Source organism: Pseudoalteromonas sp. JC3 (assembly GCF_030291895.1).
Taxonomy (GTDB): Bacteria; Pseudomonadota; Gammaproteobacteria; order Enterobacterales; family Alteromonadaceae; genus Pseudoalteromonas.
The window spans coordinates 3,311,102-3,325,841 of sequence record NZ_CP127855.1; the positions used below are offsets into that span (position 1 = coordinate 3,311,102).

The 14,740-nt window shown below is 42.6% G+C and carries 14 protein-coding genes; 9 read left to right on the forward strand and 5 right to left on the reverse strand.

Annotated elements, in window-relative coordinates:
• Positions 1–426: 426 nt before the first annotated feature.
• The 3 genes from fabV to QSH61_RS14355 form a co-directional block, all read right to left on the reverse strand.
• Positions 427–1,617, reverse strand: a complete 1,191-nt coding sequence (gene fabV, locus QSH61_RS14345; RefSeq protein ID WP_206472233.1) for an enoyl-ACP reductase FabV — start codon at positions 1,615–1,617, stop codon at positions 427–429.
• A 105-nt stretch (positions 1,618–1,722) separates the two neighbouring features.
• The gene (locus QSH61_RS14350) at positions 1,723–2,037 is read right to left on the reverse strand and encodes a BolA family protein (RefSeq protein WP_010372214.1); all 315 of its coding nucleotides are present in this window, start codon (positions 2,035–2,037) and stop codon (positions 1,723–1,725) included.
• A gap of 45 nt (positions 2,038–2,082) precedes the next feature.
• Positions 2,083–2,676, reverse strand: coding sequence for an alpha-ketoglutarate-dependent dioxygenase AlkB family protein (locus tag QSH61_RS14355; protein WP_010606095.1), 594 nt, complete (start codon positions 2,674–2,676; stop codon positions 2,083–2,085).
• Between the two features lie 38 nt (positions 2,677–2,714).
• Between QSH61_RS14355 and QSH61_RS14360 the strand changes: the two genes are divergently transcribed.
• Genes QSH61_RS14360 through QSH61_RS14375 form a run of 4 tightly spaced genes read left to right on the forward strand, consistent with a single transcriptional unit; the run spans position 2,715 to position 6,419 of the window.
• Positions 2,715–3,845 carry a methyltransferase gene (locus QSH61_RS14360; protein ID WP_010606094.1) on the forward strand — a complete coding sequence of 377 codons (1,131 nt, stop codon included), beginning with the start codon at positions 2,715–2,717 and terminating at the stop codon, positions 3,843–3,845.
• 4 nt (positions 3,846–3,849) lie between these two features.
• Positions 3,850–4,407 carry a YajG family lipoprotein gene (locus QSH61_RS14365; protein ID WP_010606093.1) on the forward strand — a complete coding sequence of 186 codons (558 nt, stop codon included), beginning with the start codon at positions 3,850–3,852 and terminating at the stop codon, positions 4,405–4,407.
• A complete protein-coding gene (locus QSH61_RS14370; RefSeq protein ID WP_010606092.1) occupies positions 4,407–5,024 on the forward strand; it encodes a peptidylprolyl isomerase in 618 nt (205 codons plus the stop codon). Before QSH61_RS14365 ends, QSH61_RS14370 begins: the two co-directional genes overlap by 1 nt.
• 9 nt (positions 5,025–5,033) lie before the next feature.
• Complete coding sequence (locus QSH61_RS14375) at positions 5,034–6,419, forward strand: AmpG family muropeptide MFS transporter (protein WP_010606091.1); 1,386 nt, start codon at positions 5,034–5,036, stop codon at positions 6,417–6,419.
• 44 nt (positions 6,420–6,463) lie between these two features.
• On the opposite strand, the gene QSH61_RS14380 is transcribed toward QSH61_RS14375, so the two are convergent.
• Both QSH61_RS14380 and erpA read right to left on the reverse strand, forming a co-directional pair.
• The gene (locus QSH61_RS14380) at positions 6,464–6,706 is read right to left on the reverse strand and encodes a helix-turn-helix domain-containing protein (RefSeq protein WP_017216404.1); all 243 of its coding nucleotides are present in this window, start codon (positions 6,704–6,706) and stop codon (positions 6,464–6,466) included.
• Positions 6,707–7,447: 741 nt separating this feature from the next.
• Entirely contained in the window at positions 7,448–7,786 is a 339-nt protein-coding gene (gene erpA, locus QSH61_RS14385) for an iron-sulfur cluster insertion protein ErpA (RefSeq protein ID WP_010372235.1), read from the reverse strand.
• 337 nt (positions 7,787–8,123) lie between these two features.
• Here erpA and QSH61_RS14390 point away from each other — a divergent pair, with 337 nt between their 5' ends.
• The 5 genes from QSH61_RS14390 to QSH61_RS14410 all read left to right on the forward strand — a co-directional run bounded on the left by QSH61_RS14390 (position 8,124) and on the right by QSH61_RS14410 (position 14,707).
• Complete coding sequence (locus QSH61_RS14390) at positions 8,124–9,806, forward strand: chloride channel protein (protein WP_206472232.1); 1,683 nt, start codon at positions 8,124–8,126, stop codon at positions 9,804–9,806.
• A gap of 20 nt (positions 9,807–9,826) precedes the next feature.
• A complete protein-coding gene (locus QSH61_RS14395) occupies positions 9,827–10,261 on the forward strand; it encodes a CopD family protein (RefSeq protein ID WP_010606087.1) in 435 nt (144 codons plus the stop codon).
• A 123-nt stretch (positions 10,262–10,384) separates the two neighbouring features.
• Positions 10,385–11,401: an aspartate carbamoyltransferase gene (locus tag QSH61_RS14400; RefSeq protein WP_174169842.1), complete on the forward strand. Its 1,017-nt coding sequence runs from the start codon at positions 10,385–10,387 to the stop codon at positions 11,399–11,401.
• 12 nt (positions 11,402–11,413) lie between these two features.
• Positions 11,414–12,694: a glutamate-1-semialdehyde 2,1-aminomutase gene (gene hemL / locus QSH61_RS14405; protein WP_174169841.1), complete on the forward strand. Its 1,281-nt coding sequence runs from the start codon at positions 11,414–11,416 to the stop codon at positions 12,692–12,694.
• 168 nt (positions 12,695–12,862) lie between these two features.
• Complete coding sequence (locus QSH61_RS14410) at positions 12,863–14,707, forward strand: methyl-accepting chemotaxis protein (RefSeq protein ID WP_206472231.1); 1,845 nt, start codon at positions 12,863–12,865, stop codon at positions 14,705–14,707.
• Positions 14,708–14,740 lie beyond the last annotated feature (33 nt).

Sequence of the window (14,740 nt, forward strand, 5' to 3'; positions counted from 1 at the left end):
TTAACGGAAAGAAACTGAAAATATCTTTAGTCACCACAGCGCCACCTCGTTTGTACTAAGTATTAGGTATAAAGAGCAGAAAGTTATGAGTCCGGATAGGGTTCCCAAACAAGCCCCTTTAAAATACCTCTCAACGCGCACAAAAAAGCAGCGTCGTGATAAAAGTCCTCACATATTTCTCTGATTTTAACATTAATCGTACTGAGTATGCGAGTGGAATTATGAAATTAATACGACTTTAACGTGGATTTAGATTAGTTGAAAAATCCATCACTGGAAGGAGTATAGACCAAAGTTGCATAGATAAAATTTTTCTTACCCTAATCTGCAAAATAAGTAAAAATTCACGGTCAAACAAAAACGGGCAAAGTACCAATTAGCACTTTGCCCGCAAAATCAAAAACAGTGAGATCAAAAACCGTGAAATTAAACGAGGTGATTAATTTCTACCGTTACATCCACATCAGCTTCGTAATCTACGCCATCAACCCCGAAGCCGAATAGCTTCAAGAATTCGTTGTGATAACCAACATAATCCGTCAATTCATCAATTGTATCTGTGTCAACAGTATCCCAAATAGTTTGCACACGAGCTTGAACGCCGTCTTCTAGTTCTTTATAGTTTTGAAACAAGTGACCGCCATCATCAAAGCGTGGTGATTGACTATATAGATTTTCAGTAAACAACCCATGGATTTGCTCAATTGTGCCCTCATAAGTTCCATCACCTTTCATCACTTTGAATAGCGCAGAGATATAAAGAGGCATAATTGGAATAGCAGAGCTTGCCTGCGTCACTACTGCATTCAGTGAAGACACATACGCTTCGCCTTTAATATCCGCTGTGGTTTCACGAATTGCCTGCGTCGCACGGTCCAAGTCTTCTTTTGCTTTACCAATAGTCGCGTGACCGTATATCGGCCAAGTCAGCTCTTTACCAATATAAGTATATGCCGTTGTCTTGAAACCATCAGCCAGTACATCAGCTTGCTTAAGCGCATCAATCCAAAGTTCCCAGTCTTCACCACCCATCACTTTAACCGTATTAGCAATTTCGTCTTCGTTAGCAGCTTCAACTGTCATTTCATCAATGACGCGCTTTGAAGTATTTAGGTTTTTAGTTGTGATAGCTGAGCCAATTGGCTTAAGTGTTGAAGAGTAAACTTCATCAGATTTAGGGTCTTTACGACGAGGAGACGCAAGGCTATATACCACTAAATCTACTTTACCCAATTCAGCTTTGATTATGTCGATAGTTTTTTGCTTCAACTCATCAGAAAACGCATCACCATTGATATTTTTAGACCATAAACCCGCTTCTTCTGCAGCTTGCTGGAATGCAGCCGTATTATACCAACCCGCTGACGCGGTTTTCTTCTCTGAGCCTTCTTTTTCAAAGAAGATACCTAGCGTTTTCGCACCGGCACCAAATGCAGCGGTGATACGCGACGCCAAGCCATAGCCCGTCGATGCACCAATTACTAATACATTCTTAGGACCATTTTCGATTTGGCCTTGTTGTTTTACGTATTCAATCTGTTCTTGAACGTGTGCAGCACAGCCTACTGGATGCGCATTAGTACAAATAAATCCACGAATTTTTGGTTTGATGACCATAAGAGATCCTATCCATTGATTTGATACAAAATAAAAGTGAGATTGGTCTCACTTTATTAAAATTACTGCGTAGTGTACTGGCAGATATGTAAAACACACATCTGATCAGCTATCGAACTTAGAGCCACCCAAGCATTTTGGTGACTCTGGCGTCTGACCTTCTTTGTCCGAAAACTCTTCTGGTGTATAGGCATGAATGGCCAAAGCGTGAATATGGTTTTGTAATTCATCTTTTAGCACTTCATTGATCTTTCGGTGACGTTGCAGCAACCTCTGGCCGATAAATTGTTCGCTTACAACAATGACTTTAAAATGAGACTCTTCGCCACGGCTGTGCATATGGCTTTCATTGATAACGTTCAGATGCTTGCACGCAACGGCTTCAGCTATTTTGTCATAAATCTGTGATTGCATTGACATTATACTTTGTCTCCTTGAGCAATTCGTGACGCTACTATACGCCGTTCAGCGCGTATTTCCAACACTTCGAAAAGTAAGATTAATACGCCCCTGAGTCACCTTGGCCTGCTTTGGCAAAGCATGTTGATAGTCGCGCTGACTATCACCTTGCATTACCAATAGGCTGCCAGTTTCCAATAAAATGTCGGTTACAGAGTGGCTTACTTTGTGGCGTATTTTAAATTTGCGGGTCGCGCCAAGCGACAGTGAAGCGATTGTGGGCGTCAAACCAAGTTCGGGTTCATCATCACTGTGCCAGCCCATACTGTCTTGACCATCACGATAAAAATTAGCCAATACCGCATTAAAAGGAATATTAAATCTGCGTTCTAGCGTTTGTCTCATCCCAAGCAATACCGAAGGCCAAGGAGCATTTTCAAGTCGCTTTCCAGAATAACTGTAATGCACGTCAGGGTCGGCAATAAATCGTTCAAGTCGAGGCGTTTGATGGGTCTTACCAAATAAGGTGATGGTATTTTGCTGCCACGCAAGGCTATTCAGTAGTACATTATATAGCGCTAGACTTTTATCGAAGCTAATAGCCTGTGCTTGATAGCTAAAACCGCACGGCAAGTTCCGTGCTTTGTCTACTGCTCTCATGTTAAACTACCCGCTGCTTTTATTTATAGAACATTCACATGACGACTGATGCAATTCTAGCCGGAAACCCTTTTACGCTACATAGGTTTCCACTCGATCAAAAAAATCGTAGCTTACAAGCTTGGGATTCAGCCGACGAATACCTGTTAGATTATGTCTTTGAACATCACCGCGATGCAAATCGTATTCTCATTCTCAACGATAGTTTTGGCGCATTATGCTGTGCACTTGCTGACAAGCACTGTACGGTAGTGACCGACTCTTATGTAAGTACCCTCGCCTATGAGTATAATTTAGAGGCCAACGAACTTGCGGACGCTAAGGTTGATGTACTCACTAGCATGGATGAGCTGCCAAAAGATATCGATCTGATATTAATAAAAATTCCCAAAAATTCAGGGCTATTGCAATCGCAACTTGCACAATTAAGTAAACTGACTACAGACATTCCCGTAATTGCGGCTGGCAAAGCAAAAGAAATTCACACCTCAACATTAAAAAGCTTTAGCCACTTTTTGACGGAGCCAACGACTAGCTTAGCGGTAAAAAAATCGCGTTTAGTGTTCAGCAAGACGTCAGCCAAAGCCATTGATAGTAAATTCCCTGTGTCTTGGCCGCTGGAAAAAACCGATTTTGCCTTGTCGAATGAAGCAAATGTCTTCTCACGAGATTCTCTTGATATTGGCGCACGTTTTTTTATCAATTACCTTCCTATGGGGAAAAAACCATTGAAGGTCATTGATCTCGGCTGTGGTAACGGTGTTATTGGATTGATGACGCTCGCAAAAATGCCAAATGCCACCGTCACCTTTATCGACGAGTCCGCGATGGCAGTGCATAGCGCGGAGCAAAATATCGTCAATAACCTACCCGAGCGTGTTGCTGATTGTCAGTTCGTACAAAACGACTGCCTTACGGGTTTTGAAAATTACGGTGCGGATCTGATACTGTGTAACCCGCCATTCCATCAGGCCAATGCAATCACCGATCACATCGCTTGGCAGATGTTTTTACAAGCTAAGGCAGCGCTTCGCCATGGGGGAGAGTTAAGAATTATTGGTAACCGCCACTTGGAATATGACGACAAACTCAAGCGCTTATTCGGTAACAGCAAGACACTAGGCAACAACAAAAAATTCACTGTTTTAAGTGCAATAAAAAGGAGCTAACTTCATGCGTTTTTCATTGCTGATTATTCTGCTAACCTTGATACTCGTGGGCTGTGAAAGCTCACCACGCAGTGTCATTCTTCATCCGGAATATCAAGGTCCTTCGTCAAACGCGCTTGCCGCCAACGTGGCGGTACAAGTAAACGACCTACGGACTACAAAATACACCATTCGCGTGAAGAACCAAGAACCCGCACTTTACGTACCTGATGCTAATTTACCGGTTAACTTCAATCAGGTATTAACGCAAGCACTCACTGCACATGGCGCGCAAATAACACCGGTTGCAGCAACGCAAGTCACTGTGGATATCAATCGCTTTAAAGCCATTATTGAGGAGTCTTTCTCGACTCACCAAAGTGATGCTGAAGCTGACGTCACCGTACTGATAAAGCAAGGCACTCGCAGTTTCAAAAAGCAATATAAAGGTAGCGCTAATTTAAATGGTCCACTAAAACACGACCAAGCTAAAATCGAAGAACAGCTCAACAATCTAGCTCAACAGGTTGTTACTCGAATCATTCAAGATCCTGAATTTATTCAATTTGTGAGAGGAAGTTAATGAAAAAAATAATTCTAAGCTTAACCATCCTATTATTAAGTATGAATGTATTTGCCGAAATGAACGGTAAATTTGTACAAAAGAATAACCTATTCCCTCGAGTTCAAATCAATACTAGTAAAGGGCCTATTATTGTCGAACTAGACAGATCGAGAGCGCCTATAACAGTAAATAACTTTTTAACTTACGTTATTAACAAAGATTATAACGGCTCTGTCTTTCATCGAGTTGAGCGTGATGAAGCCAACGAAAAAGACTTTGTTATCCAAGGTGGAGGTTACGACAAAGAGTACGATGGTATGTTTGAGCGCGAAGCTATCTTCAATGAAAGCGGTAATGGCTTGAAAAATGATATGTATACTATTGCCATGGCCTACCAAGACAACAAACCACACTCAGGTACTAGGCAGTTTTTCTTTAATATGGATGACAACGATCACTTGAACCCGGGTAGAGGCTGGGGTTTTGCCGTATTCGGGAACGTCTCTGAAGGTTATGAAACACTGGACGCAATTATGAAGGTGGAAACCGGCTACAATGAAAAACTTGGCTATACCTTTATACCTAAAGAGCCCGTCATTATTCTTTCAGTTGAAGTATTAAAGCAGCCAGAGTAATTACCTTTTATGTTGATATCATCTAGCTTTTCGCAATATCTCGGTTATTACAAAGACAAACGTCTATTAACTGTCTTTGCTTTTGGAATAAGTAGCGGTTTTCCTTGGGTATTGATTGGCTCTGTGATGTCAGCTTGGCTTAAAGATGAAGGGTTAAGCCGTAGCACCATTGGCCTATTTGGCCTAGTATATGGTGCCTATACAATCAACTTTTTGTGGTCCCCACTCGTTGACCGAATAAAAATCCCCCTGCTGTACAATCGCTTAGGGCAACGACGAAGTTGGATAGCAGGTTGTCAGTTTATTATTATTATTGCCACCTTTGCATTAGCCACTATTTCAATTAAAGACCATCTTTCACATGCCGCATTATTGTGCTTTATTATTGCGTTATTTTCAGCTACCCAAGATATTGCAATAGATGCTTATCGCATCGACATTTTACCAGAAGACGAAAGTGAAAAGGCAACGGCAGCGGCAGCGATGGCGACTTCAGGTTGGTGGTCTGGCTATGCCTTACTTGGTGCAATTCCATTCTTTATGGCTGATTTACCTGGCTTTAGTTGGCCCATTATCTATCAGATGCTAAGCGTCATCGTAGTGTGTTTATTAGTTGTCACTTTGTTGGCAAAAGAACCAAAATCTCATCGGGAGCAAGTACAAGCACAGCTACAGAAGAGTTACGAGCATAAACTTAACCACAGCGCATCATCAAATGCTTCTAAAAAGATCTATGCCTGGCTTGCTGTGACTCTGGTTGAACCCTTTAAGCGATTTTTTGAAAAGAATGGGGTTAAAACTGCATGTGCACTACTCGCCTTTATTTTCCTATTTAAGATAGGAGAAGCTTTCTTAGCCCGTATGTCCATCGTATTTTATAAAGAAGTGGGGTTTTCAAACACCCAAATTGGGCAATATTCTAAGCTTGGTACCGGTGTGATCACTATCGTATTTGCTTTTCTTGGCAGTATCTTTAACCATAAATACGGTATCGTAAAGGGCTTATTTATTAGCGGCGTTGCTATGGCCGCATCAAATTTAATGTTCTCTTGGATTGCAATTGCAGGACCTAAAGAACACCTTTACGCACTGGCAATTGTAGTGGATGGCTTTACCCAAGCTTGGTCACTAGTAGCGATGGTAGCATTTATTTCTATGCTCTGTGATAGAGCGTTTAGCGCAACCCACTATGCCTTACTTGCATCACTTGGCAGTTTAGGCCGTACTGTGCTGTCAGGCTATAGTGGTTTTGTGATAGATGATTTGCTTGGAGGTAATTGGGCACTCTTCTTCGCGCTAACTGCGCTTATGGTGCTTCCGTCGTTATTGTTTTTATATTTAATTCGGCACAAGCTTTATGCTATTGAAAAGGCGTATCATGCTAACAAAGACTAGAGGTGCAGGTCCTTGCACCTTTTACGTTATTGCTAACTAAACGCTTATTGATCTTCTTTGATTAGCTGTAAGCCCTCATAAGGATCAACTTCTAACGCTTCGCAGTAACGTAAAAACTCAATGACATCCAATCGACGCTCTTGGTTTTCAATTTTACCGATGAATGAATGAGGCGTACCTAGCACCTGCGCAAGACTACGCATTGTGTGACCTTTCTCGTGGCGTTTCGATTTTAGCCACTTCGTTAGTTTGCCGTTTTCTTCAGAAGAAACCGTTTTACCCATCATAATTAAACATCTCCTACTAGATGAAAGACTAAATTATCTAAATGAAATATGCCCGTCTCATTTAGTTATTCTCTAAATATTACAGTTGTAGCTTATCGAAGAACTCTACAATGCAAAATGTTAAGCTTGTATGAACTCAGCATTTTGTCTTTAGAACTCGATCAAGCCTACAGTTTACCCCGAATGCGGTACAACTTACCAGCTAGCTGCGATAAATTGTGCCAAACCAGTAACACGTAGACAAAATGTTAACTTGTCCCTATGTACCCAATTAGGTATAGACTAAAACACGCGTAACACCTAATTAATTTTTTACTTTTTATTAATTCATTAAGGGTTGTAATATCCAGTAACACTTTAACAAATTTTTTAAAAAATGTACCAGTATTTGAAATAAATTATTTTTCTTTAAAAAATAAAAACTTACAGCTAACATTTACTGAGTGGTTAAAAAAGAGGCTATTACTAGATGATTCGATTACTGTTTTTACTGCCAATTCTATTGTGCTTAGGCTGGGTTTACTTCCTTCGTTCAAACGGCGTGCCGCTTAAGCAAGGGAAAAAAGGCTTTATCTACATCTTAGTATTTTCATCTTTTGTTTTAGGTTTTTTTGTCTTAATGATGTATCTAACAGGTAGTTTGTGACAAATAAAGCAAATTGAGTTTTGATGGGCAGAAACAAAAAGAGCCATGACAAAAGCATGACTCTTTAGCTTAGCAGAACGTAGTGCGAATAATGTCTAGACGCTGAAACTTGCACCACAGCCACAAGTGGTTGTTGCATTGGGATTATTCACAAAGAAACGTGCGCCCTCAAGCCCTTCGGTATAATCTACGATACCGTCAATTAGATACTGAATACTCATTGGATCGACAACCATAGTGACACCGTTTTTTACGATTTCCAAATCACCTGGATTTACTTTTTCATCGAAAGTGAAACCATATTGAAAGCCTGAGCAACCGCCACCCGTTACATACACGCGTAGCTTAAGATTGGCATTCTCTTCTTCTTCAATAAGTTCCTTTACACGGCTTGCAGCAGCGTCAGAAAACTGAATTGGTAATTGTTCAGACATAGATTTAGACCCCTAATCCTGTAATCTGCAAATTATCTAATACCTGAGTATTTTAATCAAGTATAGCGTTTGTACCAGTCACATTTGTTAAGCTACCTCTTTTTTAAAGAAAAAGAGAGCCCCATTGATTACACCGCAAAATTTTTCTACTTTTTCCCATCGAGAAACTTTTAACTCTATGTGCTGCAAACTTATGCGCCCATATTGATATAAATTGGTAACAGCACGTTTAACCAAGGAAAATATGACTATTGCCTTAGTTAAGTTGCGTTGACACAAGGACTTAGTATAAAAAATTTGATATTCTTAAACGGTTTACTATTGTGGAATGACGTTCATGTCGTTGGATACATTAAGACGAAGCCTTGCAAAACCTAAAACTTCAGCGCAACTGTGCCTACTTGGTGCCGGTGCAGGCCTGCTTGCAGCGATACTTATCATTGCTTTTCGTCTTACTATTGAATTAATCCAAGGCACATTTCTCGATAAACCAGATGACTTTACTGAGCTTTCTGAGCTACATCGACTATTTTTGCCTGTCCTTGCCGCGCTACTCATCGCTGTCTTTGCTGCTTTTACAGGGTTTAAGCACTACCGTTTGGGCATTCCATATGTGATCAATCGGATCAAACACCACTACGGTCATATGCCAATTTGGAATTCTGCCAACCAGTTTTTTGGTGGTGCTGTTGCTTTGATCAGTGGTTTCTCTGTTGGTCGAGAAGGACCATCTGTACACATGGGGGCTACAGCTGCAAGCGTTCTATCAGAGCGTTTACATCTACCACTCAATGCTGCGCGAACTTTGGCCGGATGCGGTGTAGCTGCAGGTATTGCCGCCTCATTTAATACCCCACTCGCGGCAGTGATATTCGTCATGGAAGTCGTGCTCCGGGAGTATAAAATCCACATTTTCGTTCCCGTGATGTTGGCTTCAGTGATCGGTGCGATGAGCACGCAATATGTGTTTGGTAACAGTTCCGAGCTGGCACTCATTCATATCACCCCGTTGAGTTTATGGCATTACCCTTATTTAATTATTTGTGGTGCAGCATTAGGGGCGGTTGCTTTTGCCTTTAATCAAAATCTAATGCTGATCATCAAAACTTTTAAGCCCATCAGTATGTTTCCTCGTCTTCTATTAGCGGGTTTAATTGCGGGATTAATTGGCTATGCCGTACCAGGGGCCATGGGCTCAGGTATGAGCGCTATCACCCAAGCAGTTGAATCTCCGCATAACTTACAACTACTTACCACAATTTTGATTGCCAAGCTGATGGCAACTTTATTTGCGATTGGACTTGGTATTCCCGGTGGTATTATTGGTCCAGTGATTGGGCTTGGGGTTATCATGGGCACCTTAATGTCTTTCTTTGCCCAGTTTATAGAGCCAAGCGTTGATGTTGCAGGAACTTATGGTGTACTCGGTATGGCAGGCTTACTTGCTGCGACTTTGCACGCCCCGCTTGCTGCGCTTACTGCGGTAATGGAGCTGACTTCAAACCCAAAAATAATCGTTCCAGCTATGCTGGTGATCACCACTGCTTACGTTACGGCTTTACAGGCGTTTGGCAATCGCTCCATTTTTATTCAACAACTGGACTTTCAAGGACTACCTTACCAAGTATCGCCCGCAAAAGAGGCATTGCAGAAAGTGGGGATAGTGGCTGAGATGGATGAGAATTTTAAACTGCTCTATTCCGACGACAAAGAGCAAATAAAAGAAACCCTATCCGCGGTTGATAGCCAAACACCACTTATTGTTTATGACGAACAAAGCGGCTACCGCTTAGCCGAATACGATTTGAACTTAATCTCCGAGGGCAGCGTATCGGTCTCTTATATCGAGCTGCAAGGATTAAGCACACAAGCGACCTTAGCAGATGCTTTTGATGTGCTAAAAGATAAACGTTCAGGCGCGGTGTATATATACAATCAAAAGGATGATAAACAAATACTTGGATTATTGCGATGGGACCAAATTCGTCACATACTCACCACCAGAAACAGTTTACTCTAGCCTAAAAAGTGGAATTTATAATGAGCTTATTGCTAACGTATAAAGCCTTACATATCTTTTTTATGATTGCCTGGTTTGCAGGGATTTTTTATCTGCCACGTCTCTTTGTATATCACGCGATGACTGAAGAAAAATCTTGCAGCTCAATGCTCAAAATCATGGAGCGCCGCCTACTCTATTTTGTAACCCCATTTGCTATTCTCACCGCTGTGTTTGGGGTCTTAACGATTACAGAATACGGACGCGAATGGTTTAAGCACAGTATGTGGCTGCACTACAAGCTGACTTTAGTGATTTTACTTTATATTTATCATGGCTATTGCTTTAAATTGCTTGCCGATTTCAAACATGATCGCAATCGTAAAAGTGACAAGTTCTATCGTTTTTTCAACGAATTTCCCGTGCTAATCCTATTAGCCATTGTCTTTCTTGCCGTTTTAAAACCTGCACTGTAACCGTGCATTATTGGGGGTACTTGGGTATAATATGCGCCCAAGTAACCGCCCACAATCTGCGTGTTATCTGGTTGGGTAAGCGACCTGCAACCCGGTAGTCAATTTGTCTTTAGGAATCGCCAAATGTTCAGTTTCCAAGGTGAAAACATTCTTTCTGTCAATCAATTAGACAGAGATTCTATTGAACACATCTTCTCCATTGCCAAAAAAATGGAACCCTATGCTAAAAAGCAAAAACGTACCCAAGTACTCAATGGGGCGATTTTGGCAAATCTATTCTTTGAACCAAGTACGAGAACACGCGTAAGTTTCGGCACCGCATTTAACCTGCTCGGCGGCCTAGTCCGTGAAACCACAGGTATGCAAAGCTCAGCACTGACAAAAGGCGAATCGTTGTATGATACCGCCCGTGTGATTTCCGCTTATGCTGACGCGGTGGCAATGCGCCACCCAGATGCAGGTTCAGTAGCCGAGTTTGCAACCGGTTCCGATGTTCCTGTCATAAACGGGGGCGATGGCCCTAATGAGCACCCTACCCAAGCTCTGTTGGACTTACTGACAATTGACCGGGAGCTTAGCCGCTTTGGTACTGGAATTGATAACATGCACATCGCCCTAGTCGGGGATTTAAAATACGGCCGCACCGTGCATTCTTTATCAAAGTTACTTAGCCACTACAAAGATATCCACTTTACAATGGTTGCACCGGATGGCTTACAAATGCCTCAGTCTATTTTAGATGTCGTAGACAATGCCGGTCACCGTGTCGAAGTCGTGTCTAAGATGGAAGGCAATTTAGCTGCCGATATCGTTTACCAGACCCGTATTCAAGAAGAGCGTTTCCCTTCTCAAGAAGAAGCAAACAAATACCGTGGTGGTTTTAGGATCAGCCAAGCGATTTATGACGCTCACTGTAAACCTAGCTCAGTATTAATGCACCCATTACCTCGCGACAGCCGTAGCGATGCAAACGAGCTAGACAACGACCTAAATAACAATGACAACCTAGCTATCTTCCGCCAAGTTCAAAATGGTGTATTGATCCGTATGGCACTTTTTGCCCTAACGCTAGGTGTTGAAAACCAAGTGGAAAAACACGAGGTAGAAGTACCTTGGTTTAGCCGCAAACGTGAAAGCTAAAAAGGATCGACAATGACAATCAGTCAAGACTTATTCAAACGCGCCCAAAACTCAATCCCTGGAGGCGTTAACTCTCCTGTTCGCGCTTTTAATGGTGTAGGTGGTACGCCACTATTTATCACCAAAGCCGAAGGCGTTCACACCTTTGATGCCGATGGTAAACAGTACATTGATTATGTGGGTTCTTGGGGCCCGATGATCTTAGGTCATAACCATCCTGAGATTAAACAAGCAGTGCTTGAAGCGGTTGAAAATGGCCTATCGTACGGCGCGCCGACGGAAACTGAAATCCTAATGGCGGAAAAAGTAAAAGCGCTAGTACCATCTATTGAAAAAGTACGCATGGTAAGCTCTGGTACAGAAGCGACCATGAGCGCTATTCGCCTTGCTCGTGGTTACACCGGCCGCGATAAAATCTTAAAGTTTGAAGGCTGCTACCATGGTCACGCTGACTCTTTGCTTGTTAAAGCAGGCTCAGGAGCTCTAACCATGGGCGTGCCTAACTCACCGGGTATTCCTGCCGATTTTGCCAAGCATACGCTAACGGTTTCATTTAATAATCTTGATGAAGTAAAAGCGATTTTTGAGCAGTACAAAGATCAAATCGCCTGTGTGATCATCGAGCCAGTTGCTGGAAACATGAACTGTATTCCACCGGTAGAAGGCTTTTTAGAAGGCCTGCGCGAAGTATGTACTAACAATCAAAGTGTGCTTATCTTTGATGAAGTCATGACAGGCTTTCGTGTTGCACTTGGTGGTGCTCAACAATACTACAACATCACCCCAGACTTGACCTGTTTAGGTAAAGTGATTGGTGGCGGTATGCCAGTGGGTGCGTTTGGTGGTAAAAAAGAGATCATGGATTACATCGCACCTGTTGGTCCCGTTTATCAAGCAGGTACGCTATCTGGTAATCCAATTGCTATGGCTGCCGGTTTAAAAGCGCTAGAGCTGCTTTCAAAAGAAAGGCTACACGCAGAGCTTGAAGCTAAGAGTAAGGCCCTGTGTGAAGGCTTCCAAGCGGCTGCTGATGAAGCAGGTATCGCACTTACGACTAACTACGCAGGTGGTATGTTTGGCTTCTTCTTTACTGACGCTAAGAAAGTAACCAGCTATCAACAAGCAACTGAATGTGACCTAGAGCGCTTCAAAAAGTTCTTCCATCTGATGCTAGATGAAGGCGTTTATTTGGCCCCATCTGCATTCGAAGCGGGTTTCGTGAGCACAATGCATTCTGACAAAGAAATTGCTAACACTATTAATGCTGCAAAGCGTGCATTTGCCAAGTTGTAATCACTGATTGTAACCCACATTAGTTTGTATTTAAAAAGCCCGTTCAGGGCTTTTTTTGTTTTTTCAGCTACGCTTTGAATAAGCTTTTCAAAAGCTTCGGTCTAGTTAACCAAGGCGTACTTAATTAATAACGCTGTGCTAAGTTAAAACTATCATACAGAGGAAGTGATGGCTGGATTTAATACACTAATTAATCCTGCAACCCGTTTGATGGCGCGGTTGCGATACAAAACCAAAATGGCCGTTGTATTTGGTATTTTATTACTACCGCTAAGCCTCAGCTTGTTTTTTCTAAACAGTGTACTTAACCATTCTATTTCTGTCAGTGAGATGCAAAGGCAAGGGCTCACGCTTTACCCTAGTATGTTGGAAAACATTTTAGCGGGTAAAGCTTCCGATAATTCAATTTTATTGCAACGCGCTAAGTTACCCAAAGTGAGCGCCGCAGGTGCAAGCGCCCTTGAGCAGCTCTCAATTGCCTCTCAACTTGCCGTCGATGATGATCTTGGACGCAGTTACCTGAATCGCACACTTGTTGAGTCTGCGCCAAGACTTATGTCGCAAATCAATGCAATTGAAGCGCAAGCAAGCGATATCATCAGTAGAGGCAGTTTTACTCCAGATAGTTTTATTGCGCTGTCCAATTTAAACAAAGGATTGCCAGGCGTCACGACACTATTTTCAGGCAAGCTTAACATTGCTATCAATGATAATCAGCGACTCAAAAAGCAGCTTAGTCAGCCCTTAGCTGAGCTTGAGTCTAGCCTCTCTGATTACCAGCAAGCGGTGAAAACAGGTTTGTTAGACCCTGATGAACTGGCACTCTCACAAGCGCAATTTAACCGTTACTACCAAAGTGCAAGTGATGCTATCAAGCAGTTTGTTAATGTTGCAACACCCACGCTTGCCGGGCTTGTCGCCGAAAAACAAAACCAGCAACGGTGGATCAGAAACACCGTTGCCATGGCTTCGCTACTCTCACTGATCATCGCTATTTATCTTATGGTTGGCTTTTACTTGTCGGTCATGGGCACCATCACGACTTTCTCACATGCCGCGCAGGCCGCCTCTCGAGGGGATTTAAGCATCAAAGCGCAGGCAACTGGCTCTGACGAGCTTAGCCAAATTATTGAACAATTTAATGCGGTACTACATGCCTTTATCTCTTTACTTGGTAGCGTTCGATTAAGTAGTGACGAGCTACAGCAAGCAACAAAAACACTCAATAAGATAAGCCAAGATACTGAGAAGGACGTCGCCCAGCAAGAGAATAAAATCCAGTCTATTCACCACTCACTCGAGAATATGGCACAATCCGCTCGCTCGGTTGAGGATGCCGCATTTAACGCCACAGAGCTGGCCTCCGTAGCAGCCAAACAAGTAAAGCAAAGTAGTGTCAATACCACAGCCCTAGCAGAACAAATGACCGAGCTACAAACTGAGTTTCAACAAAGTCGTGCGGCCTTAGATAAGCTCGCAGAAGACACGCAAAACATTAGTCAGGTGAGTTCCGCGATTAGAGAAATTGCCGAGCAAACCAACTTACTCGCGCTCAATGCCGCAATTGAGGCTGCTCGTGCAGGTGAACAGGGCCGAGGGTTTGCAGTAGTAGCGGATGAAGTTAGAACGCTTGCGCAAAGAACGCAGCAACAAACAGAGGAAATACACAATATTATTCAATCTTTACAAGCTGCATCCAGAGACACGCAAGACAAAATGCGCAGCAGTGAAGACAATATGGCACAAAGCGTTATCGCCGCGAATGATACTAATGAAGTCCTACAGCACGCCGAGCAAAGCATGCGAGACATAGACGAGCAAGGGAAACTGATAAGTCAGCTGGTACAACAACAAACTCAAGCAACAGAGCAGGCTTTAAATGAATCCTCTGAGATTAACGAGCTTGCTCAACACACATTGAGTTCAGCACGAGAAACTCAAGCTAATGCGTTCTTACTTACCGATACTGCAGCCGTTATGGAGGAAAATATAACTAAGTACAAAACGGAATAAAAAAGGGAAGCTAAGCTTCCCCTATAACATGGT

Excerpts from the sequence above, each read along its gene's own strand:
- fabV (WP_206472233.1), bottom strand. The coding sequence starts at position 1,617 with ATGGTCATCAAACCAAAAATTCGTGGATTTATTTGTACTAATGCGCAT.
- QSH61_RS14350 (WP_010372214.1), bottom strand. The coding sequence starts at position 2,037 with ATGTCAATGCAATCACAGATTTATGACAAAATAGCTGAAGCCGTTGCG.
- QSH61_RS14355 (WP_010606095.1), bottom strand. The coding sequence starts at position 2,676 with ATGAGAGCAGTAGACAAAGCACGGAACTTGCCGTGCGGTTTTAGCTAT.
- QSH61_RS14360 (WP_010606094.1), top strand. The coding sequence starts at position 2,715 with ATGACGACTGATGCAATTCTAGCCGGAAACCCTTTTACGCTACATAGG.
- QSH61_RS14365 (WP_010606093.1), top strand. The coding sequence starts at position 3,850 with ATGCGTTTTTCATTGCTGATTATTCTGCTAACCTTGATACTCGTGGGC.
- QSH61_RS14370 (WP_010606092.1), top strand. The coding sequence starts at position 4,407 with ATGAAAAAAATAATTCTAAGCTTAACCATCCTATTATTAAGTATGAAT.
- QSH61_RS14375 (WP_010606091.1), top strand. The coding sequence starts at position 5,034 with ATGTTGATATCATCTAGCTTTTCGCAATATCTCGGTTATTACAAAGAC.
- QSH61_RS14380 (WP_017216404.1), bottom strand. The coding sequence starts at position 6,706 with ATGATGGGTAAAACGGTTTCTTCTGAAGAAAACGGCAAACTAACGAAG.
- erpA (WP_010372235.1), bottom strand. The coding sequence starts at position 7,786 with ATGTCTGAACAATTACCAATTCAGTTTTCTGACGCTGCTGCAAGCCGT.
- QSH61_RS14390 (WP_206472232.1), top strand. The coding sequence starts at position 8,124 with ATGTCGTTGGATACATTAAGACGAAGCCTTGCAAAACCTAAAACTTCA.
- QSH61_RS14395 (WP_010606087.1), top strand. The coding sequence starts at position 9,827 with ATGAGCTTATTGCTAACGTATAAAGCCTTACATATCTTTTTTATGATT.
- QSH61_RS14400 (WP_174169842.1), top strand. The coding sequence starts at position 10,385 with ATGTTCAGTTTCCAAGGTGAAAACATTCTTTCTGTCAATCAATTAGAC.
- hemL (WP_174169841.1), top strand. The coding sequence starts at position 11,414 with ATGACAATCAGTCAAGACTTATTCAAACGCGCCCAAAACTCAATCCCT.
- QSH61_RS14410 (WP_206472231.1), top strand. The coding sequence starts at position 12,863 with ATGGCTGGATTTAATACACTAATTAATCCTGCAACCCGTTTGATGGCG.